Raw genomic sequence first — 24,587 nt, forward strand, 5'->3', positions numbered from 1 at the left:
GCACGGTGCGTGCGCAGCTGACCGCGTTCCTATAGTTGAGTAGTCGCGAGAATATCGAGGATACGTGCACAGGCCTTGCCATCCCCATAGGGGTTGTGGGCATAGCTCATGGCTTCGTAGGCTTGCTGATCGGTCAGTAATGTCTTGAGTTCACTCACGATCCTGTCGACATCAGTACCCACCAGTTTTACCGTACCGGCTTGCACGGCCTCCGGCCGCTCGGTGGTCTCACGCATGACCAACACCGGCTTGCCAAGAGATGGGGCCTCCTCCTGGATGCCACCGGAGTCCGTCAGGATGATGTGTGCACGATTCATCAGATAGACAAACGGCAAGTAGTCCAACGGTTCGATCAGGTGGACATTATCGACATCGCTGAGCAGGCGATTGACCGGCTCGCGCACATTGGGGTTCAGGTGTACCGGATAAACGATCTGCACCTCGGGGTGCTGAGCAGCGGTATCGTGCAGTGCTCGACAGATACGCTCGAAACCATCGCCAAAGCTCTCACGTCGGTGGCCTGTAACCAGAATCAGCTTGCGATTGCTGTCGAGGAAGTCGAAATGCGCGCCAAACTGCTGCTGGTAGCTATCGTCACCTTCCAGCCTGGCAACCACATCCAGCAACGCATCGACAACGGTGTTACCGGTCACATGCACCTTGTCCGGGGAAACGCCTTCTGCCAACAGGTTTTCGCAGGAGCGGTCAGTCGGAGCAAAGTGCAGCTCGGCAAGCGCGCCGGTCAGTTTGCGATTGGCCTCTTCCGGCCAGGGTGAATAGATATTACCGGTTCGCAGACCAGCCTCTACATGGGCAACGGGTATCTGCTGGTAATAGGCGGCAAGCGTCACAGCGAAGGTAGTCGCCGTATCACCGTGAACGAGAACGATATCGGGTTTGACGGTACTGAGTACATCGCGCATTCCTTGCAGAATGGCGGCAGTCACGTCGGTGAGATCCTGCCCCGGCCGCATTACCGCAAGGTCGTAGTCCGGGACCAGTGCGAATAGATCCAGCACCTGGTCCAGCATCTCGCGATGCTGGCCAGTGACGCAGACCTTGGCATCAAACCGCTCATCGGCCTGCAGCGCCAGCGCCAAAGGGGCCATCTTGATGGCCTCCGGACGTGTGCCAAAGGCGCACAAGGTTTTCATCTGTTTTGAGTTGCTATCGACGGTCATTGATAATCCTGATGGTCGTCTCGCGAATAGGAGTTTCAAGAAGCCAGTAAGTCGCGCAGTTCATGCTCCGCATGAGCGAGACCATTGCCCTCAATCACCATGTCACTTTCTTGATGATCTGACTGACGAGTTCGTGTAGTCCATATTCCGTTGTTTTCAGCGTCAATTCTGCCTCACGCGGAACCTCGTAAGGGCTGTTGATGCCGGTGAAGTCCTTGATCTTGCCTTCGCGCGCTTGCTGGTAGAGGCCTTTCGGGTCGCGTTGCTCGCAAACATCCAGCGGGGTGTCTACATAGGCTTCGATAAAGGCATCGGCGCTGAACAGCTTGCGAGCGGTATCGCGATCGGAGCGGAACGGCGAGATAAAGGCGGTGATCACGATCACGCCGGCTTCGGCAAACAGGCTGGCCACCTCTCCCACGCGTCGGATGTTCTCGGCGCGATCCACCTCACTCATGCCGAGGTCCTTGCACAGACCATGGCGGATATTGTCACCATCGAGCAGCATGGTGTGATAGCCGCGGCGATTGAGCTCAACCTCCAGCGCATTGGCGAGCGTCGATTTACCCGAGCCGGAATAGCCGGTAAACCACACGCACTTGCCCTTGTGGCCGTTGATCTGCTCACGCATGCCCTGGGTGACGCTGGTGCGATTCCACACCACGTTGGCCTTGCTGTCGTTGTCACGGAATTCGTACGGCAGCTCACTATCAATCGGCTTGTGAATCATGCCGGCGCCGACGGTGATATTGGTCAGACGGTCGATGATGATGAAGCTACCGGTACCCGGGCTGGTGCGATAGTCGTCCAGCGGCACTGGAGCCGTCAGCTCGACCTGGCAGCGCGCGATGGCGTTGAGATCAAGGTGATCGGCATGACGATGCTCAAGTGTGTTGACGTCGACCTGGAAGTCGATGGCCGTTACCTTGCCGGCGAGGTCGCGAGTCGCAAGCTTGATGTCATACAGCTTGCCGGTTTCCAGCGCGGTCTCATGCATCCAGACGATGTCAGCTTCAAAGGCAGACGCCAGTGCCACGTCATCATCCGCCGCCACGATCCAGTCGCCCCGCGAGATATCGATCTCGTCGGCGAGCGTGACGGTAATGGCCTGGCCCGGATAGGCGCTCTTGAGATCGCCATCGAAGGTGACGATGCGCTCCACCGTTGATGTCTTGCCTGATGGCAAGGCACGGACCTGCTGGCCAGGCGTGACTACGCCGGCGGCCAGAGTACCGCAGTAACCGCGGAAATCGAGATTGGGGCGGTTGACATACTGTACCGGCAGACGCAGGTCGCGCAGGTTCTGGTCGTGGGTGATTTCCACGCTTTCCAGCAGCTCGAGCAGCGCGGGGCCATCATACCAGGCCATCGCCTCACTCTTGTTGACGACGTTGTCGCCCTTGAGTGCCGACATCGGAACAAACTGGATATCCGGCGCATTGAGCTTGTCGGAGATCGAGCGATATTCCTCGATGATCTCGTGATAACGCTCTTCGGAGAACTCGACCAGATCCATCTTGTTGACCGCAACCACCAGGTGCTGAATACCCAGCAGGTCGGCGATGAAGCTGTGGCGACGCGTCTGAGTCTGCACGCCGTAGCGAGCATCAATCAGTATGACTGCCAGGCTAGCCGTGGATGCCCCGGTGGCCATATTACGTGTGTACTGCTCATGCCCTGGCGTATCGGCGATGATGAACTTGCGCTTGTCGGTCGAGAAGAAGCGGTAGGCGACATCGATGGTGATGCCCTGCTCCCGCTCGGACTGCAGACCATCGACCAACAGCGCCAGATCGACTTCCTCACCCGTGGTGCCACTGGTCTTCGACGCCTGAGTGATCGCTGCCAGTTGATCTTCATAGATCATCTTGGAGTCATGCAGCAGACGACCGATCAGCGTCGACTTACCGTCATCGACACTGCCGCAGGTAATGAAGCGCAGCAGATCCTTGCTCTCGTGTTCCTTCAGATACGCTTCGATATCTTCAGATATCAGATCGGATTGGTGAGACATAGCAAAACCTTGTGAAGTAAGAAGGAAGAACGAAGAGGTAAGAAAAACCGGTCAGCACTTGCCAAAGTCAAACTGCTTGTGAATCAAGCCAGACAACATAGCGGCAATCTCTTTGGTCTCTGCTACCCATTGGAGTCCTTTCTCTCGATGTATGTAGTCGATTTCCATACCAATGTAGATCTGCGTCCTGAGTTCGGCACAGGACCCTCTTGCGATATGAAGAAACCTGATGCGATCTTTGATGGTGGGGCGGGTCATGCCTTCAGCGATGTTGCTGGGCACAGACAAGCCGGAACGAGTGATCTGGTAAAGTCCATCGATCTTCCCTCTTCCGACTTCCCTCTTCCATCTCGCGGCTTTCTAACGCGGCGCGTTAGAAATACCCTTCTCTCTTCTTCTTCTCCATCGAGCCGGCCTGGTCGTGGTCGATGGCGCGGCCGCTGCGCTCACTGGTGCGGGTGAGCAGCATTTCCTGGATGATTTCCGGGAGTGTGGCGGCTTCTGATTCGACGGCGCCGGTCAGGGGGTAGCAGCCGAGGGTACGGAAGCGCACCGACTTCTCTTGCGGCTCTTCGCCATGCTCCAGCGGCAGACGCTCGTCGTCGACCATGATCAGCATGCCGTCGCGCTCGACTACCGGGCGCGGGGCGGAGTAGTACAGCGGGACAATGGCGATGGATTCGAGGTAGATGTACTGCCAGATATCCAGTTCGGTCCAGTTGGACAGCGGGAAGACGCGGATCGACTCGCCCTTGTTGACCTTGGCGTTGTAGATGTTCCACAACTCCGGACGCTGGCTCTTGGGCTCCCAGCGATGGTGTTTGTCACGGAACGAGAACACGCGCTCCTTGGCACGACTGGCTTCCTCGTCACGACGGGCGCCGCCGAAGGCCGCATCGAAGCCATATTTGTCCAGTGCCTGCTTCAACGCCTGGGTCTTCATGATGTCGGTGTACTTGGCGCTACCGTGATCGAAGGGGTTGATGTTGGCTTCAGCACCTTCGGTGTTGATGTGCTCGATCAACTCCATTCCGGATTCGTCCGCCATGCGATCGCGGAACTCGATCATCTCGCGAAACTTCCAGGTGGTGTTGACGTGCATCAGCGGGAACGGCGGTGTTCCTGGATAGAAGGCCTTGCGGGCCAGGTGCAGCATCACTGAGGAGTCCTTGCCAATGGAGTACATCATCACCGGATTGCGGAACTCTGCGGCCACTTCACGGATGATGTGAATAGCCTCGGCTTCCAACTGCTTGAGGTGGGTCTGGCGTTCTGGGGTTATTTCCATATTCATGATCCAGGAGGTGTATGGCGGCTAGCAGCCAATCAAATGACCAGAGCAGTCATAGACGTGTAATGAACAATTCTCTCAGGCACTCAAGCGCCGCTGAAGGCTGTCCGCAGTGCGTCTGTCCAGCGTTCATCGCGCTGACCACAGACGATAAAGAAGGGATTGAGCACGCTTTCCTGCTGATTACAGCGCAGTGGTTCCAGTGTCTCGGCATTGAGCACTTCGCCACCGGCGGCGGTCACTACTGCCTGGGCGGCGGCGGTATCCCATTCGCTGGTAGGCGCGAGACGTGGGTAGAGATCGGCGCTGCCTTCTGCCACCAGACACAGTTTCAGCGAGCTGCCCATGGAAACCCGCTCATGTGCCGGTAGGCCTTCACAGAAAGCTTCAAATTGGGCGGAGCCATGCGAGCGGCTGCCGACGATCTTCCACGCCTCACTACCGGCTTCCGGTAGTGAGCGCACTTGAATCGGCGTTGTCTCGCCACCTTGCTGCTTGAAGGCACCCTCGCCCTGCTGCCCGTACCAGGTAATGCCCAGCACTGGAGCATGAACAATGCCGAAGACCGGTACACCGTCCTCGATCAGCGCCACGTTGACGGTGAACTCCCCGTTACGCTTGATGAATTCCTTGGTGCCATCCAGCGGATCAAGTAGCCAATAACGCTGCCACTGACGGCGCTGTGCGTAGGGAATATCACCAGACTCTTCAGAAAGCACCGGCACTTCAGGTGTCAAACGCTCGAGCATATCCACCAGCGCTCGATGCGCAGCAAGATCGGCCTGCGTCAAGGGACTGTCATCATCCTTGGTTTCGACCTGAAAATCGCTCCGATAGACCTCGAGAATGGCTCTGCCCGCCTCGATGGCTCCCTCGATCAACGCCTCGCATAACGGCGCATCGATATGGCTCTTCGCATCGTTGCTCAATAGTGCCTCCGGGGTATGAAGAAGTAAGCTCTTGGCTCTTGATTCTTAAAACGACCAAACCATCGGAATGATGCTGACGGCGATCGCGCCCACCACCAGGCTCAGTGGTGCGCCTACGCGCAGATAGTCGGTAAAGCGATAGCCACCCGGCCCCAGCACCATCAGGTTGGTCTGGTAACCGAGCGGCGTCATGAAGCTGGCCGAAGCGGCAATGGTCACGGCGATGACGAAGGGCATGAAATCCACTCCCAGCCCCTCGGCAACCGCTACGGCGATGGGAAACATCAAGACAGCGGCGGCGTTGTTGGTGATCAGCTCGGTGAAGATCACCGTAAGCACATAGATCAACACCAGTGCCATCCACGGCGAAAGCCCATCGATCATGGTGATGGTCCCGGCAACTGCGGCTGCCGCCCCGGTCTTGGTCAGCGCAGCACCCAGCGCAAACGAGGCCGCAATCACCACCAGTACGGAAAGATCGACATAGCGGCGAGCCTTGCTGGCCGGCACGCAGCGCAACGCCAGCATCATCCCGCCAGCCACCAGCGCTGCTTCCAGGATACTGACCAATCCTGAGGCGCTTGCAATGACCATGGCGGCAAGCACTCCCAGCGCCCAGGGCGCCTTGCGGAAGTTGGGCGGCGTGGAGTCATTGAGCGCGCTGACCAGCAGGAAATCCTTGCGGTAGCGGTATTGGTCGACGAAGTCCTGAGCGGTCTCCATCAATAGGGTATCGCCCACCTGCAACTGGATGCTGCCCAGCTTGCCGGAGAGACGGCGCCCATCGCGAGAGATCGACAGTATCACTGCCTGGTAGCGAGAGCGGAAACGAGATTCCTTGACGGTCTGGTAAAGACCACCAAAGTCCGGACCGATGACGGCTTCCACCAGACAACGGTGATGGTGAGCGATATCCAGCTTATGAACATCTCCGCTGGCCGGTTTCAGACCATTGAGCTCACGCAGTTCACGAGCACACTCAGGCGCGCCGATGAATACCAGCACATCCCCCTTGAGCAATTCGGTTTCCGGCGGCACTGCGGTCAACAACCGCCCATTGCGCTCGATATCGGCAAGATAGCCATGGGCGAGGCTACGCAGGCCTGCATCGGCAATGGTCTTGCCGACCAACGGACCTTCCGGGTCGACCAGCACTTCCACCGAGTATTCTCGCGCCAGCTCAAGCTGCTCAAGCGCCCCCTGGCGATTGGGCAGCAAGCGGCCCGCAAACAGATAGAGGAACAGTGCACCAGCAGCAACCAGTGGCAACCCCACCCAAGCCAGCTCGAACATGCTCAGGTGGACATCCTTCTGGCTCTGCAACAATCCATTGATCACCAGGTTGGTACTGGTGCCGATCAAGGTGCAGGTACCACCGAGAATGGCGGCATAACTGAGTGGAAGCAACAACTTGGATGGCGGCAACTTGAGCCTGGCTGCCCAGTCCTGTATCGCCGGTATGAACATGGCCACCACCGTGGTGTTGTTCATGAAGGCGCTCAAGGACGATGCGGGTAGGAGTACGCGCAACAGCGCGAAGCCAATCGTCTGTGGCTGGCCAAGCACTCGCATGGCCAACCATTTGATGGCGCCGGTTTCCTTCAACCCTGCGGCCACCACATAGAGACTGGCGATGGTCATTACGCCGGGGTTGGCAAAACCGACAAGTGCCTCGCTCGGGGTCAGGATACCAACGACCAGTAATGCTGCCATTGCTGCCATGACAATGACATCGGCGGCAATACGAGTGAAAGCCAGGCCGCCCAATACCGCGAATACCACCATCAATGCATACACAGCCTGCCATGTCATGATGGTGAAAACTCCCGAGTGACCACGTTGGCGTTCTCACCACGCGTCTTACAAAACGGCCCGCTACACCCCGTAAAGCGCAGCTGCTCGGGCGCGGTATTCAGAGGCTGCATTGAAACATGTGTTTTACCTATATTCAGGCACGCTACCGCCCATGGATTCTCCGGGTGCATCCTTATCCCTTGATGAAAATTTGTAGCGTGCTCGCTATCTGCACGTTTCGGCAACATTTTACGTGACTGTCGCACCCTACTCTACGCAGATTCGACTACTGCTCGAGAATGCGCAACCTGAGACCGAAGTATTCTTGAGGATGAAAGCATACAGCAGTCGACATACACCGTCAGTGATCCAATAGGCACGATAGCGTTGAAAATCATACCGTTGCCGTAGTTTCTGGTGTGGTGTTAATGCCAAAGTACGGGTCGGAAAACCCCTTCCGGAGCACCAGATAAGTCGCCATCGGCACAAGGTCGCTCAACTGCTGGTCGAGGCACCCGCGATCTCTTGGTGACGATTCCGACGAAGAAGGTTCCGTACCGGCACAGCGAATGCACTGGATCGTTGAGCTGCATCAACTGCGGTGGATGATTCCATTGCTGGAACCGTCCGAGTATGTGCAACAGGGCGCCATGGGAGCGGAGCGATATGCGAGCAGCGTCTTCCAGCGCCGCTCCCATGCCATGCGTCGTCAGCCGCCAGCGCCAGGCTCGCTGCCGACAACAATCGACACTCCTGTCTCACAGGACAAGGTCCCTGGAAGAAGCTCTGCCTTCTCTGTTGTACGGCACACCCATCCGCCGTGCTGCTGCGACACAAGACTTACGATGCCCGGCGCGCCATCCACGACATCATCGCCATAAACCAGCTGCATCGCTGGCTCGCTCCCCTCCTCTCCGGAGATTGTCAGCTGTTTGCCATGCAACCCCTCGGAGCTGATCCCGAGGTTGCGGTAACTCACTTCGCTCCAGACGCCCCCATGACTCAGGTAGATTTCGGCGTTGGTTTCCAGAGCGCGCAACGATCCCAGCGCAGCATTGAACTCGCTGCGGCGTACGTAATCCTGATAACGCGGTATGGCGATCGCCGCAAGAATACCGATGATGGCCACCACCACCATCAACTCGATCAAGGTGAACCCGGCCTGACGATACTTTCGTTGCTGAGAGTACTCGCGCTGCCGAGGATATTGTCGACCTGACTGATGCAATCCATGCGTCATGATTTCGTCCCTCTTTTCTTTATATGCGTCATCAACGTTTTTTGGTTTCGTGGTGCGGTCGTGCACTGCTCCTTTATACGACCTTGCTCTCCCTATGTAAGGGTGATGAGCACGCATCCCTGCGCCAGTTCGAGCACCGCTTCCAGATACTTGACGGGAAAGCGTTTCTTGCTGTGCGAGAACGGTACTGAAAGGCAAGCGAGGATCTGTTCGGGGTCTAGGATCAAGGCACAACAGCAGACAACAGAGGAAGCCATGGAAGCGCTGACTCAACGCTTGCACGACAAGCTGGAGCAACGATTGCTCGAAGAAGGACTACTGACTGCACGGCAGATAAAGGATGCTGCCCATGCAGCCAGACAGGACGACATGCAATTGCTCGATCATCTGGTCGAGTCCAGACAAGTCAGCGCACTGCCCCTGGCACGCATCGCCGCCGAGATACATGGCGTACCGCTGGCGGACCTCGAGGGTATTGAGCCGGCAGACCTGCCCTCGCCTTCCAGCTTTCCCGAATCGCTGCTGCGCGAGAACGACCTTCTGCCACTGGCCTACGACGGCTACTGGCTTCGCGTCGCAATACCCTGCCCATCACGCCTGGCACACCTGAATGAACTTGAACGTTTTACCGGCCACGGCGTCGCCGTGCAATTGGCCCCTGCCGACCGTTTACGAGCGCTGCTGGATGCATGGCTCCGGGACGACACCACACGTCAGGACGCCTGCCCGAATGTCTCCAGGGCACTGGATGAGCTCAATGAAGACGCCAACAAGAACCCTTACTCAACCGCGATTTCCAGCCTTGTTGATCAACGCGATGACGCCCCGGTGGTCAAGTTCGTCAACTCGATCCTGCGTGATGCGGTACGCCGGGGCGCTTCAGATATCCATTTCGAGCCCTTCGAAGACTGTTATCGAGTGCGCATGCGCATCGATGGAATCCTCCACGAAATGGCACAGCCGCCGACTGCCATGCAGGCTCGCGTGGCATCTCGCCTGAAGGTCATGGCTCAGTTGGATATCTCGGAGCGCCGACTCCCTCAGGACGGTGCGATCAAGATCAACGTCAAGGATGGGAAATCGGTCGACTTTCGCGTCAGTTCACTGCCCACCGTCAACGGCGAGAAGGTCGTCCTGCGCCTGCTGGACCCCGTTGCCAGCCATATCCATATCGATGCGCTGGGCATGACTACCGAGCAACGCCAATTACTGCGCAGTGCCCTGGCTCGCCCTCAGGGCATGATTCTGGTCACCGGCCCTACGGGCAGTGGCAAGACCGTTACGCTCTATTCGGGTATCCACCTGCTCAACCAGATCGATCGCAATATCTGCACCGCGGAGGACCCAGTCGAAATCAAGGTTCCGGGCATCAATCAGCTCAACGTTCAGCCACGCATCGGTCTCGACTTCGCTCAGGCGTTACGCGCCTTTCTGCGTCAGGATCCGGACGTGGTAATGGTCGGCGAGATCCGCGACCGTGAGACGGCGGAGATTGCCATCAAGGCCGCACAGACAGGTCATCTGGTGCTGTCCACGCTACACACCAACTCGGCGGCGGATACCCTTGTTCGACTCACCAATATGGGCGTCGCCGCCTTCAATGTCGCCAGTGCTGTCAGCCTGATCATTGCCCAGCGGCTGGTGCGCACACTTTGTCCTCACTGCCGACGACCGGAGGAGCTGTCCTCCGACGCGCGTGCCCACCTGGGTCTTGATGCCGCTCGGTGTGAGACGGCCACCCTTTACGCCCCTCAGGGCTGCGCACACTGCAATGAAGGCTATCGTGGCCGAACCGGGATTTTTGAGGTCGTGCCCATCAGCCCCGCAATCCGCCAGCGCATTCTTGAGTACGCCGGCACTGATGAGCTGAGGCTGCTGGCCCAGAACGAAGGCCACCGGAACCTGTGGCAAAGCGGTCTGGAGTTGGTGTTGAACGGCGTCACCAGCCTGAACGAGCTGCACCGTGTCGCCCAATCACCGCAATGCCGACACAACCACGCTGCCAGAGGTGAAGAATGAAACATCAATCACCTCGGGGAATGGAGCTCTATCACTGGCACTGGACCGGACGCAGCAAGGATGGCCGGCGGCTCTCCGGTGAGATCGTTGCTCACCAGCGCAGCGAGATACAGCAACAACTGCGCGATCAGGGCATTGCGGTAAAAGGCCTGCGCCAGGGGCGTCGCTGGCGCTCTCGCCGTGGGCGCATTCAGCCACGTGACATCATGCATTTCTCCCGCCAGCTGGCCGAACTGTTACAGGCCAGCATTCCACTGCCTCAGGCGCTGGGGGTACTGGCAACAAGCCTCAACAATCCCGCCATGCGGTCGCTGGTGCTGAATCTACGCCAACAGGTTTCCGACGGCGCCAGTTTATCGCGGGCCCTGCACCACTTCCCTCGGCACTTCGATGCCCTGTATTGCAGCATGGTGGAGGCCGGCGAACAGTCCGGTCGTCTTGACCAACTGCTGAAACGACTGGCCGAGCACCTGGAACGTCGAGAGTCGCTTGCAGGACGAGTGCGCAAGGCTCTGTGGTATCCCGCCTGCGTGGTACTGGTGGGCCTGTTGATCACCGCCATTCTACTGACCAGGGTCGTGCCACAATTCGAACAGATGTTCGCCAGCTTCGGCGCCGAATTACCACCACTGACGAGAATGACATTGTCGCTTTCGGCGTTGGCACGAGAGTGGTGGCTCACGGCGAGCCTGCTGGCGGTGTCATGTGGCTTTCTTCTGCGGGCGGGACTGTATCGCTCCCCCACACTGCGATTAGCCACCGAGCGCATGATGAGGCGGCTTCCGGCGATTGGCATGGTGTTGGAGCGCGCTGCCGTGGCTCGCTTCTGCCGTACGCTATCCGCCACCCATGCCGCCGACGTTCCGTTGGTGGACGGGCTAACCACCGCCAGCGGCGCCACCGACAGCCATATCTATCGCCAGGCCATCAACGCCATCAGAGAGGATATCGCCAGCGGGCAGCAGCTGTACTTTGCGATGCACAACAGCCGGCAATTCCCGACGTTGGCCATTCAGCTGGTTCGGATCGGCGAGGAGTCGGGCACGCTGAATACCATGCTGACACGCCTGGCGGAATACTATGAGGAAGACGTTGAACGACGTGCCGATACGCTGACGACACTTCTCGAACCACTGATCATCGTGGTGCTGGGAGTGCTGGTGGGCGGGTTGATACTGTCGATGTACCTACCCATTCTCGAACTGGGGAATGTGATGTAGGTAGGAGTTATAAGGGGTAAGAGGTAAGAGGTAAGAGACAAGAGGTAAGAGGTAAGAGGTAAGAGACAAGAGACAAGAGACAAGAGACAAGAGACAAGAGACAAGAGACAAGAGACAAGAGACAAGAAGAATCGTTGGTGTGCCCTCGAAAAAGCAAACACCGAGGTCTTGCCTTTTAACCGCGAAGCAGCGCTGTACAACTCGCAGCTCTAGACTCAGTGCTTACGGTCGGTCTGGTGCTCAGTCATGCAGCCAGACTGGGGTGCCTGGGGGGGCGTCAGCGAACAGTCGCAGCAGGTCGTCGTCACGCATGCGGATGCAACCATGGGAGGCTGCGATGCCCATTGGGCGGTCTGACGGGGTGCCATGGAAATAGATATAGCGACGCTGGGAGTCGACCTGACCACCTCGATTGAACCCCGGCTCCAAGCCGGATAACCAGAGAATCCGTGTCAGGATCCAATCCCGCTCCGGGTGGGTGGTGCCAAGCGCCTGATCATAGACCTCTCCGGTGGACCGCCGTCCTCGAAAAACCGTGCCGCGAGGCTGGTCTGCGCCAATCGAGGCGCGTATCACATGCCAGCCTAGAGGTGTCTGACCGCTACCTTCACGCTGACCGGTGCCCGCTTCCCCGGTAGACACTGAACAATGCCAATCCTGTTGCTCGCCGCGCCAGAACGTCAGGCGCTGAGTGTCGGTGTTGACCTCCACCCAGCTCCCTTCTGTTGGCGGCAGTGCATCAAGCGCCGGTGTATGCATCAGTTCACCGCTCCTTTCCCTTCACTGACCAAGGCGCTAGTGGATTCTGCCTGCTCCAGACCACCTTCCGGCAGCGGCGCATTCATGGCCGCAACGACAACCGGACTCATACGCCGCACCAGATCCCTGACCGAGACATGCTCACCATAGTCCTTTTCGGCGATATCACGCAGCGCATCCAGGCCAGAGAAGGTAAATATGACGGTCCCCAGTACAAAGTGCAGACGCCAGAAACGCTCGGCGTCCGGCAGCTCTGGGGTCGCCTCGCGCACGAGGGCTACAAAACGTGTAAAGACGGTACCGAATTCATCCTGAATATAACGGCGCAAGTGCCCCTGCGCCTGACTATAGGCCAGCCCCAGCAGGCGCATGAATACCTTGAGACTGTGCTTCTCGGCAGGAACCTCCAGCACAGTGCGCGCCATGGTTTCCAGCAACACCTCAAGGGGAATGACCTTCTCGCCATAATCCGCCTCCAGCGCATCGATCGCTGCGTGGAAGCGCTCGGAAAACGGCTCCAGATAACGGGCAAATACTGCCTGGATCAACGACTTCTTTGAACCGAAGTGGTAGTTGACCGCAGCCAGGTTGACCTTGGCCTTGCCGGTGATGTTGCGCAGAGAGGTTTCAGCGAAGCCACGTTCAGCAAAAAGCACCTCGGCGGTGTCGAGGATACGGGTCATGGTGTCAGGCTGGCCCATAATCAGGCTCCGTTTTCAGAGGAAAAGCTGAAGGTGAAATGGCGCGGGGAGAGCGCCGGTTGCCGATACTGAATTCACCCACTGCCGCTTCCCGGTTGGAAACAATTGTTTGAATTCTTCCAAAAGTGTATGCGAGCAAGCGCGATGCCACAATCAGTGTGGTGAAGATGATGTTTGAAACAGGCCATGGAATTACCCGCAAGGAACATTTTTACTGGATAGGCGTCCATACTGTATACTTAACCAAGTAACGTGTCTGACCATGGCCAGATGCCTGGCAGATAAAGTCCCATGATCACCGGGCCTGTGGCGTTGAAGGCCACAGTTTCATCTTCACAACCTCGCCGCCTGAGGGAGGCCGAATGACACGTCCCCTGACTCCTCGCCAACAGAACGTCTATGACTTTATCGTCAAGACCATGAACGAGCTCGGTTATCCGCCAACCCGCGCCGAAATCTCGCGTGCGCTTGGCTTCCGTTCTCCCAACGCAGCAGAAGAGCATCTACGCGCCCTCGAGCGCAAAGGCGCCATCCGAGTAATTCGCGGCACCTCGCGTGGTATCCGTCTGCCAGCCCAGGAGAGCGATCCTGCCAACAGTTCAGATTCGCAGCCTGAAGCCAGCTCTCCCCAGGGGTTGCCGATAATCGGTGAAGTAGCAGCTGGTAGTCCGATTCTTGCTGCCGAGCATATCGACCGCTACTGCCCCCTACCTCCGGAATACTTCACCCCGCGCGCCGACTATCTGCTGCGCGTTCGCGGCCTGTCGATGAAGGATATCGGCATCCTCGAAGGTGACCTGCTGGCCGTGCATCGCACCGAGCGAATTCGCAACGGCCAGATTGTGGTGGCACGCCTCGAGGAAGAAGTCACCGTCAAGCGCTTCCAGCGCGATGGCTATCGGGTAACCCTCGAAGCCGAAAACGAAGACTTCGCCCCGATTCAACTCGACCTGCGCCAGGACAGCCTGTCGATTGAAGGCATTGGAGTAGGAGTGATACGCGGCGGCAGCGGACAGTCACTGGGGTAACGAGCCGCGAGCTACGAGCTGTACAGTGATGCCCCACAGTTCACAGGCCATGGCTCTCCCGAACAGGGATTTACTTACAGCTTGAGGCTTACAGCTTACAGCCCGAGCTGCTCGTAGCTCGTAGCTGAATAGAGATATCCATGCCTATTCGCAAGATCCTTCACGCCGACTGTGACTGCTTCTATGCCGCGGTGGAGATGCGCGACAATCCAGCGTTGCGAGATATTCCTCTAGCGGTGGGCGGGTCCGCTGAACGGCGTGGAGTCATCACGACTTGCAACTATCCGGCACGCAAGTTCGGTATTCACTCGGCGATGCCTACCGCTCGGGCACTACGTCTGTGCCCGGAGCTAACCCTCGTCCCGCCGAATTTCGACAAGTATCGTGAAGTATCGGCACGGATTCAGGCGATCTTTCATGAGTTAACGCCATTGGTTGAGCCGCTGTCACTGGATGAAGCCTATCTGGATGTGACGGATGTCGAGGCTTTCCAGGGCAGCGCCACCTGGATGGCGCAATGGCTCAAGGCCGAGTGCCTCAAGCGCACGGGTATAACGGTATCAGTAGGTGCGGCTCCGGCACGCTTTCTGGCCAAGATTGCCAGTGACTGGGAAAAGCCGGATGGGCTGACGGTGATTCGCCCGGACCAGGTCGATGCTTTCGTGCGCACTCTGCCGGTCAAGAAGTTGCATGGCGTCGGCCCCGCGACCAGTGCTCGCATGGAAGCCATGAACATTCACACCTGCGAGGACCTGCGAGCGCTGCCGATCGAGAAACTGCTTGATGAATTCGGCAAATTCGGTCGCCGCCTGTATGAGATGTCGCGCGGTATCGATGAGCGCCCGATCAACATCGAACGCGAGCGTAAATCGATCAGTGTAGAAACCACTTTCGAACGTGATCTGCCTGACCTGCCAAGCGTCAAGGGAGCCCTGACACCACTCTGCGAGAAGCTGAGCGAACGCGTTTCGCGCAACGGCAACCCGCCGCTGCTGTGCTTATTCGTCAAGATTCGCTTCGACGACTTCACCACCACCAACCTGGAAGCACGCGGGCTGGCACCCGAACTGGAAAACTTCGACCATCTACTGGAACAGGCCTGGCAGCGCGCCCGACGTCCTGTACGTCTGCTGGGTGTCGGAGTGAGGCTAGTGCCGGAAGAAGCCCGACTACAGCTGTCTCTCCCGTTTTCCTGAAGCTCACCAAGGCAGAAACTCATCAAGGCAAGAGCTCAGCGGACACCTGGATACAACGGATACCCGGATAGATGACGACGCAGCGCGTGGCGCTCGTCATCCGCCATGGCGTCCGGCCAGAGCCAGATCGTCGAACCACTCCAGCGCAAGGCAATCAACCGGGGACCGAGCGCCACACACTGCAACTTGATCGGCTGCCAATGCTCCCGCCCCGGGCTCCGCCACTCCCACCGCCCGGGTACCGCCGATAACTGCGCCTCGAGCCCGATCCGGCCCGAAGACATACTCGCACTCCCCGGGATCGAGGAGCCCGGCTTTGAGGAAACGGGGTCCGAGGCAGCCGAACCAGGGAAAGCCAACGCAGCGTCATCCACCAGACAACGTAACTGTCCTACAGGGCCCAGTCGCCAAGCCTGGATCAGCACTGCCGCTACGCAGGCCGTCAGGAGCGCCCCAACCGGAGAAGGTGTCAGCCAACCCGCAAGCAAACAGACTCCTGCCGCCAGAGCGCCCTGAACAAGATGCTGAGTCTCAGAGGCCGCGATTGTGACCGTGACCGCTACTCTCGGCATATTCCACAATCATTTGAACGATTCTGCGACGCCTGGCATCTTCCGGCCACTCTCGTCGCATCAACCAGATGAACAGATCCTGGTCTTCCTCGGTGATCAACTCTCGGTAGGACGCCTTGTCCTCGTCGCCCAGCTCATCGTAACGATGCTCAAGAAACGGCAGCAGCAGCAGGTCCAACTCCCACATGCCCCGGCGTGAGTGCCAGTACAGGCGCTTGCGTTCAGCCTCGGCGGCTGAGGCCGCTGGTGATGATTGCTCCAAGGGAAACCTCTCGTTGGCCTTAGGGTGATGTGGCGACATTATACCTCAGAATGTAAGTTTCCCGTTGTCGAGGCCGCTGCGATTTTGCCTAAACAGCAATCCAGCTGCCCTGATCCAGCAAGTGATTGTAGTGCGTTGTTTTATCAACAGTTGAAAAGTATGCTATCTAGAAGAGATGCGGCAAGCCTGAACCATGTGAAGACTGCAAGCCGTCCTTCCGGGCGGTAACAACATACGGTTGCAAAGCCGGTTGCTAAACCCAGGGTTGTGGAGGCAGGAAGCGACACCTTCGCTCATCCCCAGGTGGGACTCACGGAGAAGACCGATGACAAAGTCCGAACTGATAGAGCAGATTGCGATGCGGCAGCCAGAGCTGTCAGCCAAAGACGTGGAGGCTGCGGTACGCCTCATTCTCGATGACATCACTGATACGCTCGCCGAAGGCGGTAGAGTGGAGATTCGCGGTTTCGGTAGTTTCTCGTTGCACTACCGGGAGCCACGCCTTGGTCGCAACCCGAAGACTGGTGAAGCAGTCGCTCTCGACGGCAAATTCGTGCCACACTTCAAGCCCGGCAAGGAGCTGCGCGAACAGGTAGACGCCAGCCGTGCACTGGGTTACTGAGCCGGCGGGCACGATTCGGTGCCTGCCTCTATGGCTTGATGTCTAGACTTACAATGGGAATTCGCTCATGCGTTGGCTCAAAGGCCTGATCATGGCCATCATTCTGCTGGTGGTTCTGCTCATCGGTATTCTGTTCGCGACCAACAACCAGCAGACCGTGCCTCTGGACCTGATCTGGATGCAGTTGCCCGAAGCATCACTATCGGTCTGGCTGCTGAGCGCACTGGCCATCGGTGTGATTCTTGGCATGCTCGCCATGAGTGGTGTCTATCTGCGCCTGCGCACAACGCTGACCCGCGCTCAGCGTCACAATCAGCAGCAGCGCAAGGAGCTTGATCGTCTGCGTGTCCAGGAGATGAAGGAACTCCCCTGAAATGCCGGATCTCCTACTGCTGGGCCTGCTGGTTGGCGCCCTGGCCATTGGCTGGGGCCTCGGCCGGCGGGAAAGAGGAAAACACTCGGCCTCTCCCGAACCCGGCCTGTCGCGAGACTATTTCGTTGGCTTGAATTACCTGCTCAATGACCAGCAGGATCGAGCCATCGAAACCTTCATTTCTGCCCTCGAAGTCAACAGCGACACCATCGAGACTCACGTCACCCTGGGCAACCTGTTCCGACAGCGCGGTGAGGCTGACCGCGCGGTGAAGATCCATCAGAATCTCCTCGCTCGTCCCTTTCTCAATACCGAACAGGGCGCCCGAGTACAGCTGGAGCTGTCACGAGATTTCCTTCAGCTCGGCCTGCTTGACCGTGCCGAACGGCTGCTGCTGGGTCTGCTTCGTGAGGATGGCAACAACGAGATCCGCAGCCACGCCAAGCGTCTGCTCGCGGACCTTTTCGAACGTGAAGGCGAATGGCAGGAAGCAATCGATGTTGCCGTACCCCACCTGACCCGCCTGCATGATGATCTGCGACGCGCGGCGGCTCACTGGCACTGCGAGCTGGCCGAACAGGAAAAGCGCAATGCGAGTTCCAGCCTTGCCCGAAAGCACCTGAAACAGGCGCTATCGATTGATGACCGCTGCGTTCGAGCAACTCTACTCCAGGCGGAGCTCTATCACGATACTGGCCAGTACCGTCAAGCCATCAAGCACCTGGAACGCGTCCCGCTTCAGGACCGCGCTTTCATTCCAACCATGCTGGAACCGCTGGAACGCAACTATCGATTGCTGGATGACCTTGAAGGCCTCATCCATCATCTCAAGCGGCTACTCGATGAGGCACCTTCGACTAGTGTGATTCTGCTGTTGGCCCAGACTCTATGCCAATATCACGGCAACGACGACGAAGCGATCACGCTGGTCACCGAGCAGCTAAATCGAGCCCCAAGCCTCGGTGGCGTAGACTTCCTGATGCAACTCTACCAACGCGGTGAGCAGCTCCATATAAGCGCGGACAGCCAACGCCTTGAGTTACTACGCCACCATACGCAAACTCTGCTGCAGGCTCTTCCACGCCATCGCTGCCGGCGCTGCGGATTCTCTGGGGATCATCTGCATTGGCAGTGCCCTCGCTGCCGAAGCTGGGGCACCACCAAACCAATCACCGGCATCGAGGGTGAATGAGGCAGAAGCGCTTACCTCTGAACTCTTGCCTCTGCATGACTACCTCTGCATGACTACCCCGCCGCCAGCTCCTGCTCGATGGCAGCGAGCGCCGCCATGGGGTCTTCTGCCTGGGTGACTGGACGCCCAATCACTAGGTGGGTACTGCCGGCGTCGATGGCTTCCCTTGGGGTCATGATGCGGCGCTGGTCGCCTGCCTGGGCGAAACTCGGGCGAATACCCGGAGTCACCTTGAGGAAGTCCTCTCCACAGGCTCGCTTGAGCATTGCCGACTCTCGTGCCGAGCACACCACACCATCCATACCGCTATTTCTGGCCAGACGCGCCAGGCGTTCGACATGGGCCTCGAGATCCGCATCCACGCCCGTAGCGGCGAGCTCTTCCTGAGTCATGCTGGTCAAGACCGTCACCGCAATCAAGTGAGTCTCCAACCCTTCTTGATCGAGCCGCTCACGCGCAGCCTGCATCATGCGCGCTCCACCCGACGCATGCACATTGACCATCCACACTCCCAGCTCGGCAGCAGACAGTACAGCCGCCGCTACCGTATTGGGAATATCGTGAAACTTGAGGTCGAGGAATACCTCGAAGCCACGCCCATGCAATGCCTCGAGTACGTTGGGTCCACTGCGAGTAAACAACTCCTTGCCCACCTTGACCCGGCAACGCTCAGGATCAAGACGATCAGCCATACACAGTGCTGCATCCAGCGAAGGATAATCAAGGGCAATAATCAGCGGGGAGTCTGTGGTCATGGGGTCTTCAACCTCGGCGTTGTCATGAAGCCTTCAACCTCGGCGCATGTCATGTATTGATGTGTGCCCGGGCAGCTGGAGAGCTGGTCTCCACCAGGATCGCTCTCACTGCGCTGCAACCGGCGCGGGGTGTGCAGGAAAGCTGCCTGATGCTGTGGCCTTTTCCCGAATCTCGGCATTATATCAGCTATAACCTCTTACAGCCTGCTGACCTTCACCGCCGATAACTCTTTAATTTCTCACATAAAATGAAGCGATAGCCGATACATAAATCGTCCCTGCTCTACCAGGCTTGATAGTGAGCGTCGAGGCCACCCCTTCTCACTCGACCTCACCCGCTCTGATCAATGTCTCCCAGGAGACCAGTCTCAAGGAAGATCGGCCGGGGCAACAACAGGAAGCCCCTTTTGCTCATGGATGAGCTGGCCGAGGCCTCAAGGACCGAGGCGGGAAACAAGCCTGACTGGAGCAGCGTAGTTTTTGAATGTAGCTATTGAATGCAGTTGTTGAATGTAGTTGCTGAATGCAGTTGTCGAAGCAGTTGTCGAGATGGTCACCATCCATCAACTCAGGATGCAACGCGCTGCCATTGATCGGAGTTTTCGCTGGATGCGAAGAACAGATGACACAAGAACGACATTGGAGGTCGATCGAAGATGCAAGAGCCTACTACTTCATTATCCCGTGTTTCATCACCGCTACGCCTCCCTGGTGCAAGACACCTGCATTGGACAGGAGCCGTACTCACTGCACTATGGCTGGCGATGGCAATGCCCGTTCATGCTCAGGACACGATGGAAATTGTCCCGATCAACATCAACGAGGCCAGTCTCGAGGTACTTGTTGAGCTACCGGGCATCGGCCCCAGCAAAGCGCAGACTATTCTTGACGAACGTGAAGCCAATGGCCCGTTCTCGTCACTTGAAGATCTGAAACGAGTCTCGGGCATCGGCGACGCCATCGTCGGGCGCCTGGATGGAGAAGTCAGTTTTTGACATACAGGCGATACCCCCACCGCGACGCGGTGGGGTCATCTTTCAGGGCAAGCATTTGCCGTCGCGCTCAGTCTCCGCTCTCCCTACAGACGTAAGCCGCCATCCACTTCAATCACCCGCGCCGTGAAGTAATCATTGGTCATGATGAAGGCCACGGTTTCCGCGATATCTGCCGGAGCCCCCAGACGACGAAGCGGTACTCCATTGGTCAGCTTTTCGAGCATATCGTCACGCATGGAGGCCGTCATTTCGGTCTCGATAAAACCAGGCGCTACAGCACCAACACGAATTCCATACCGTGCCAGCTCCTTGCCCCAGGTGACCGTTAGCGCAGCGACACCCGCCTTGGCGGCAGCATAGTTGCTCTGCCCCATGTTCCCGGCCCGTGAGATGCTGGAAATATTGACGATCACACCATTGCGCCCGTCTTCCACCATGGCAGCGGCTGCGGCGCGTCCACACAGGAACACCCCGGTCAGATTGACATCGATGACTGCCTGCCAATCCGATAGCCCCAATGTCTTCTCGACCCTGCCGTCTCGTGCCTTGACCAACAAACCATCACGCAAAATGCCGGCGTTGTTGACCAGGCCATCAAGCGGCCCCATGGCGCTGCGAATGTCTTCAAAGGTCTGGGTAACCGAGGCTTCATCCGCCACATTGGCGACAAAGGCCCGTGCGGAGATTCCAGCATCCAGCAAGGCATTTACCGCCTTGTCGAGCTGACCTCCATCGGTATCAATCAGCGCCAGCCGCGCCCCCTGCTCCCCCAAACGGCGAGCTATCGCCAATCCCAGGCCGCGAGCCCCACCGGTGATTGCAATCAGCGCATCGTCTAGCTTCATGGACGGTCCCCATTACATCGTTTTTTTCGGAATGTCGGTTTTCTCGGTATATCAGCTGCTGCGTGTGTCAACTATGCCGCATTGCATCATGCAAACTCTATCCTGAAATGACCATCTACCCGAAGGAGTAAATATCCATCGAGGCATCTTGTCGCGATGCAGCACACGACTGATTGAGCTCCCTACCCACAGCCAAACACCGGCATAGCTCCGGTACTATTCCTACAGCCAGGTACCATTCCCCCTGAGAGTGAACCCGATACACAAGGAGTCACATCAGGGCCCGTGCTGGAGCTATTATGATCAGGTGCCCATATAGCCAGTGCCAAATACTCGCAGTAGCACAACAGGGCGCCCTTGAACTGTTCCGAGAGCATCCCCACATTCTTGAAAAGCCTATTGCGGAGTGACCATGCCGTTTCTGTTGATCTTCACCATTTTCGCCCTGCTGGACTTCACCGTACTGTTCTCTGTCGGTAGTGAGATCGGGCTCCTGCCCACCGTGGGTCTGGTACTGGCGACCGGCTTCATTGGACTTCACCTCATCCGTCGTGAAGGCGTCGCGACGTTCGCCCGCGCTCAACAACGCATGGCCAACGGTGAAATTCCTTCCTCCGAGTTGCTTACCGGCGCGGCACTTATCTTCGGTGGCGCCTTGCTGATGGCCCCGGGTTTCCTATCCGATGCGCTCGGTTTCATGTGCCTGATCCCAAATGCTCGACGCCTCATGGGCAAGCTACTGGGCAAAGTCGGTATACACATGAAAGGCTTCTATATGAGTGGCTCGACAGAACAGCCTGGCCCTCGTGGTCCAGATGACTGGAATCAGGCCTCTGGCAGCAGCAGATCCGAGGACAAGCCTCACCAATCGAGTTCTGCCGGAAACCCGGATGATCCGATTGAGGGAGAGTTCATCAGCCGTGATGAGCGTCGCCGATAGCCCTTTGAGATAGCCCTTTGAGATAGCCCTCTGCGATAGCCTTTTGTGTGGCGGGAGCCGCAACATTAGCGATGGCAGATACCCAGATGCCAAGCCGGGTACGCTGTGCCTCACCCTGAGTTCACACTCGGCTTTCATGAATCAAAAAAAAATTCGTGTGATGCCCTTGAAAGCCTGTCAGCGAACCCCACTTACCTGACAGCACCAAGCTCCGGCACCGGCCACACGGGCGGTGCCAATAACAGGAAGGCTCCTGCCACTACTGGACAGACTGCATCGTTCCAGCCAGGACCTCCACCGCTCGCTGATGTATAGACGTCCTGGCTGTATAGACGTCCAAACTGACATCAGTCGAGAGTTGACAATGAAACCGCTGCGGGCGGATTGCCCCAGCACAGCAAAACCATCAGGAGAACGTGAGCAATGAACATCCGTCCCTTGCACGATCGCGTCGTCATCCGTCGCGTTGAGGAAGAGCAGAAGACCGCAGGCGGCATCGTGCTTCCGGGCAGCGCCCAGGAAAAACCGACTCGTGGTGAAGTTCTTGCCGTCGGTAACGGCCGGATTCTTGAAAGTGGTGACGTTCGCCCACTGGACGTCAAGGTCGGCAATACCGTGATCTTCAAGGATGGCTTCGGCGTCGAAAAGCAGAAAATCGACGGTGAAGAAGTACTGATCATGAGCGAAGCCGACATTCTGGCGGTCGTCGAAGGCTAAGCGGCACTCTCGGCGGGATACGCTTCAACTTCGTTCCCAACGTTCACATTTGACGCATAGATTCTTCAAAGGAATTCAAGAAAATGGCAGCAAAACAAGTCAAGTTCTCTGATGATGCCCGCAAGCGCATGGCGCGCGGTGTAGACGTTCTGGCCAACGCCGTAAAAGCCACTCTGGGCCCGAAAGGCCGCAATGTGGTGCTCGAAAAGTCCTTCGGCGCTCCCACCGTCACCAAGGACGGCGTCAGCGTAGCCAAGGAAATCGAGCTCAAGGACCGCTTCGAGAACATGGGCGCACAGATGGTCAAGGAAGTTGCTTCCAAGACCTCTGATGTTGCTGGTGACGGTACTACCACTGCTACCGTGCTGGCTCAGTCCATCGTCAACGAAGGTCTGAAAGGCGTGACCGCGGGCATGAACCCGATGGACCTGAAGCGCGGTATCGACCAGGCTGTCACCGCCGCCGTCAAGGAAATCGAAGCTCTGGCCGTGCCTTGCACTGATTCCAGGGCGATTGCCCAGGTTGGCACCATCTCTGCCAACGGTGACACTCGCATCGGTGAAATCATCGCCGAAGCGATGGAAAAAGTTGGCAAGGAAGGCGTCATCACTGTCGACGAAGGTCGTGGCTTTGAAGACGAGCTGGACGTTGTCGAAGGTATGCAGTTCGACCGCGGTTACCTGTCTCCGTACTTCGTGACCAACCATGACACCATGGCTGTCGAGCTGGAAGACCCGTTCATCCTGCTGGTCGACAAGAAGATCTCCAACATTCGCGAACTGCTCCCGACTCTGGAAGCTGTCGCCAAGGCTGGCAAGCCGCTGGTGATCATCGCTGAAGACATCGAAGGCGAAGCGCTGGCGACTCTGGTGGTCAACACCATGCGCGGCATCGTCAAGGTTGCTGCTGCCAAGGCACCGGGCTTCGGCGATCGCCGCAAGGCCATGCTGCAGGACATCGCAATCCTGACCAACGGCACCGTGATTTCCGAGGAAGTCGGCTTGAACCTCGAGCAGGCGACTCTGGACCACCTGGGTACCGCCAAGCGCGTCACCATGTCCAAGGAAAACACCACCATCATCGATGGTGCCGGCAACGATGGCGACATCGAAGCTCGCGTCAACCAGATCCGCGCTCAGATCGAGGAAACTTCCTCTGATTACGACCGCGAGAAGCTGCAGGAACGTGTTGCCAAGCTGGCTGGTGGCGTTGCCGTTATCCGTGTCGGCGCAGCTACCGAAATCGAGATGAAGGAGAAGAAGGCGCGTGTTGAAGACGCCCTGCACTCCACTCGTGCTGCGGTCGAAGAAGGCGTCGTGCCTGGCGGTGGTACTGCCCTGATCCGTGTTCTGACCAAGCTTGGCAGCCTCAAGGGTGCCAACGAGGACCAGACTCACGGCATCGCCATTGCCCTGCGCGCCATGGAAGCCCCGCTGCGTCAGATCGTGACCAACGCTGGCCAGGAAGCTTCCGTCATCGTCAACCGCATCAAGGACGGTGAAGGCAACTTCGGCTACAACGCCCAGACTGGCGAGTACGGCGACCTGTTCGAAATGGGTGTTCTCGACCCGGCCAAGGTAACTCGTTCAGCCCTGCAGTCCGCTGGCTCCGTTGCTGGCCTGCTGATCACCACCGAAGCTATGGTGGCTGACGATCCGGACGAGAAGGACGCTGCCCCTGATATGGGTGGTATGGGCGGCATGGGTGGTATGGGCGGCATGATGTAATCATCCCCCAGCCCCGAGCTGCGAAACCCCGCCGGGATTTTCCCGGCGGGGTTTTTGTTTGTGGGCCAGCTACGAGCTACGTTCAGTGTCTCGCTGCAGCCCGCAGATTCAAGCCTGGAGTTCGGGGTAAGAACGACTTGCTGCTCCCTGCAGCCAGTCTGCTGCTCGTAGCTCGTCGCTGACAAGGTTACAATGCCGGCCTTGTTTTCCCCGGT

General features: G+C 58.0%; 24 protein-coding genes. 11 read left to right on the forward strand and 13 right to left on the reverse strand.

The window, feature by feature from the left end; all coding sequences use genetic code 11:
- Nucleotides 1–29: 29 nt before the first annotated feature.
- The 7 genes from wecB to AR456_RS21730 all read right to left on the reverse strand — a co-directional run bounded on the left by wecB (nt 30) and on the right by AR456_RS21730 (nt 8,449).
- Nucleotides 30–1,154 (reverse strand): non-hydrolyzing UDP-N-acetylglucosamine 2-epimerase, encoded by a 1,125-nt coding sequence (wecB, locus tag AR456_RS11445; RefSeq protein ID WP_031206923.1) that lies wholly within the window; start codon nt 1,152–1,154, stop codon nt 30–32.
- Between the two features lie 121 nt (nt 1,155–1,275).
- Nucleotides 1,276–3,195 carry a sulfate adenylyltransferase subunit CysN gene (gene cysN, locus AR456_RS11450; protein WP_021817246.1) on the reverse strand — a complete coding sequence of 640 codons (1,920 nt, stop codon included), beginning with the start codon at nt 3,193–3,195 and terminating at the stop codon, nt 1,276–1,278.
- 51 nt (nt 3,196–3,246) lie between these two features.
- Nucleotides 3,247–3,516, reverse strand: a complete 270-nt coding sequence (locus AR456_RS11455) for a four helix bundle protein (protein WP_081694548.1) — start codon at nt 3,514–3,516, stop codon at nt 3,247–3,249.
- Nucleotides 3,517–3,568: 52 nt separating this feature from the next.
- Nucleotides 3,569–4,483 (reverse strand): sulfate adenylyltransferase subunit CysD, encoded by a 915-nt coding sequence (gene cysD, locus AR456_RS11460; RefSeq protein ID WP_021817244.1) that lies wholly within the window; start codon nt 4,481–4,483, stop codon nt 3,569–3,571.
- Nucleotides 4,484–4,572: 89 nt separating this feature from the next.
- Nucleotides 4,573–5,415, reverse strand: coding sequence for a 3'(2'),5'-bisphosphate nucleotidase CysQ (cysQ, locus tag AR456_RS11465; protein WP_021817243.1), 843 nt, complete (start codon nt 5,413–5,415; stop codon nt 4,573–4,575).
- A gap of 45 nt (nt 5,416–5,460) precedes the next feature.
- The gene (locus tag AR456_RS11470) at nt 5,461–7,227 is read right to left on the reverse strand and encodes an SLC13 family permease (RefSeq protein ID WP_021817242.1); all 1,767 of its coding nucleotides are present in this window, start codon (nt 7,225–7,227) and stop codon (nt 5,461–5,463) included.
- A gap of 691 nt (nt 7,228–7,918) precedes the next feature.
- Nucleotides 7,919–8,449 (reverse strand): pilin, encoded by a 531-nt coding sequence (locus AR456_RS21730; RefSeq protein ID WP_021817241.1) that lies wholly within the window; start codon nt 8,447–8,449, stop codon nt 7,919–7,921.
- A gap of 255 nt (nt 8,450–8,704) precedes the next feature.
- On the opposite strand from AR456_RS21730, the gene pilB reads away from it, so the two are divergent.
- Both pilB and AR456_RS11485 read left to right on the forward strand, forming a co-directional pair.
- The gene (pilB, locus tag AR456_RS11480) at nt 8,705–10,468 is read left to right on the forward strand and encodes a type IV-A pilus assembly ATPase PilB (RefSeq protein WP_021817240.1); all 1,764 of its coding nucleotides are present in this window, start codon (nt 8,705–8,707) and stop codon (nt 10,466–10,468) included.
- Nucleotides 10,465–11,688, forward strand: a complete 1,224-nt coding sequence (locus tag AR456_RS11485; RefSeq protein ID WP_031206912.1) for a type II secretion system F family protein — start codon at nt 10,465–10,467, stop codon at nt 11,686–11,688. Before pilB ends, AR456_RS11485 begins: the two co-directional genes overlap by 4 nt.
- A gap of 240 nt (nt 11,689–11,928) precedes the next feature.
- Here the strand turns inward: AR456_RS11485 and AR456_RS11490 are convergent, their stop codons facing one another.
- Together AR456_RS11490 and AR456_RS11495 are read right to left on the reverse strand one after the other, a co-directional pair.
- The gene (locus tag AR456_RS11490; RefSeq protein ID WP_021817238.1) at nt 11,929–12,447 is read right to left on the reverse strand and encodes a L,D-transpeptidase; all 519 of its coding nucleotides are present in this window, start codon (nt 12,445–12,447) and stop codon (nt 11,929–11,931) included.
- Nucleotides 12,447–13,148, reverse strand: a complete 702-nt coding sequence (locus AR456_RS11495) for a TetR/AcrR family transcriptional regulator (protein ID WP_021817237.1) — start codon at nt 13,146–13,148, stop codon at nt 12,447–12,449. The genes AR456_RS11490 and AR456_RS11495 overlap by 1 nt, the downstream gene beginning before the upstream one ends.
- Nucleotides 13,149–13,510: 362 nt before the next feature.
- Between AR456_RS11495 and lexA the strand changes: the two genes are divergently transcribed.
- Nucleotides 13,511–14,176, forward strand: a complete 666-nt coding sequence (gene lexA, locus AR456_RS11500) for a transcriptional repressor LexA (RefSeq protein WP_031206910.1) — start codon at nt 13,511–13,513, stop codon at nt 14,174–14,176.
- 146 nt (nt 14,177–14,322) lie between these two features.
- Nucleotides 14,323–15,372 (forward strand): DNA polymerase IV, encoded by a 1,050-nt coding sequence (dinB, locus tag AR456_RS11505; RefSeq protein WP_035587724.1) that lies wholly within the window; start codon nt 14,323–14,325, stop codon nt 15,370–15,372.
- Between the two features lie 35 nt (nt 15,373–15,407).
- Here the strand turns inward: dinB and AR456_RS11510 are convergent, their stop codons facing one another.
- Nucleotides 15,408–15,656 (reverse strand): hypothetical protein, encoded by a 249-nt coding sequence (locus AR456_RS11510; RefSeq protein ID WP_021817235.1) that lies wholly within the window; start codon nt 15,654–15,656, stop codon nt 15,408–15,410.
- Nucleotides 15,657–15,903: 247 nt separating this feature from the next.
- Entirely contained in the window at nt 15,904–16,131 is a 228-nt protein-coding gene (locus AR456_RS11515; protein ID WP_236995576.1) for an FAD assembly factor SdhE, read from the reverse strand.
- Between the two features lie 370 nt (nt 16,132–16,501).
- Between AR456_RS11515 and AR456_RS11520 the strand changes: the two genes are divergently transcribed.
- The 3 genes from AR456_RS11520 to lapB all read left to right on the forward strand — a co-directional run bounded on the left by AR456_RS11520 (nt 16,502) and on the right by lapB (nt 18,393).
- Nucleotides 16,502–16,828 (forward strand): integration host factor subunit beta, encoded by a 327-nt coding sequence (locus tag AR456_RS11520; protein WP_257721123.1) that lies wholly within the window; start codon nt 16,502–16,504, stop codon nt 16,826–16,828.
- A gap of 67 nt (nt 16,829–16,895) precedes the next feature.
- The gene (locus AR456_RS11525) at nt 16,896–17,201 is read left to right on the forward strand and encodes a LapA family protein (RefSeq protein ID WP_021817232.1); all 306 of its coding nucleotides are present in this window, start codon (nt 16,896–16,898) and stop codon (nt 17,199–17,201) included.
- A gap of 1 nt (nt 17,202) precedes the next feature.
- The gene (lapB, locus tag AR456_RS11530; RefSeq protein WP_021817231.1) at nt 17,203–18,393 is read left to right on the forward strand and encodes a lipopolysaccharide assembly protein LapB; all 1,191 of its coding nucleotides are present in this window, start codon (nt 17,203–17,205) and stop codon (nt 18,391–18,393) included.
- A gap of 53 nt (nt 18,394–18,446) precedes the next feature.
- Here the strand turns inward: lapB and pyrF are convergent, their stop codons facing one another.
- Nucleotides 18,447–19,148 (reverse strand): orotidine-5'-phosphate decarboxylase, encoded by a 702-nt coding sequence (gene pyrF, locus AR456_RS11535; RefSeq protein WP_021817230.1) that lies wholly within the window; start codon nt 19,146–19,148, stop codon nt 18,447–18,449.
- Between the two features lie 656 nt (nt 19,149–19,804).
- On the opposite strand from pyrF, the gene AR456_RS11540 reads away from it, so the two are divergent.
- Nucleotides 19,805–20,143 carry a ComEA family DNA-binding protein gene (locus AR456_RS11540; protein ID WP_081694547.1) on the forward strand — a complete coding sequence of 113 codons (339 nt, stop codon included), beginning with the start codon at nt 19,805–19,807 and terminating at the stop codon, nt 20,141–20,143.
- An 83-nt stretch (nt 20,144–20,226) separates the two neighbouring features.
- On the opposite strand, the gene AR456_RS11545 is transcribed toward AR456_RS11540, so the two are convergent.
- A complete protein-coding gene (locus AR456_RS11545) occupies nt 20,227–20,988 on the reverse strand; it encodes an SDR family oxidoreductase (protein ID WP_021817228.1) in 762 nt (253 codons plus the stop codon).
- Between the two features lie 412 nt (nt 20,989–21,400).
- On the opposite strand from AR456_RS11545, the gene AR456_RS11550 reads away from it, so the two are divergent.
- The 3 genes from AR456_RS11550 to groL all read left to right on the forward strand — a co-directional run bounded on the left by AR456_RS11550 (nt 21,401) and on the right by groL (nt 24,372).
- Nucleotides 21,401–21,928 (forward strand): FxsA family protein, encoded by a 528-nt coding sequence (locus tag AR456_RS11550; protein ID WP_021817227.1) that lies wholly within the window; start codon nt 21,401–21,403, stop codon nt 21,926–21,928.
- Between the two features lie 423 nt (nt 21,929–22,351).
- Entirely contained in the window at nt 22,352–22,645 is a 294-nt protein-coding gene (locus AR456_RS11555) for a co-chaperone GroES (protein WP_021817226.1), read from the forward strand.
- An 83-nt stretch (nt 22,646–22,728) separates the two neighbouring features.
- Nucleotides 22,729–24,372 carry a chaperonin GroEL gene (gene groL, locus AR456_RS11560; protein ID WP_021817225.1) on the forward strand — a complete coding sequence of 548 codons (1,644 nt, stop codon included), beginning with the start codon at nt 22,729–22,731 and terminating at the stop codon, nt 24,370–24,372.
- Nucleotides 24,373–24,587: the final 215 nt, after the last annotated feature.

The organism is Halomonas huangheensis (assembly GCF_001431725.1).
Lineage (GTDB): Bacteria > Pseudomonadota > Gammaproteobacteria > Pseudomonadales > Halomonadaceae > Halomonas > Halomonas huangheensis.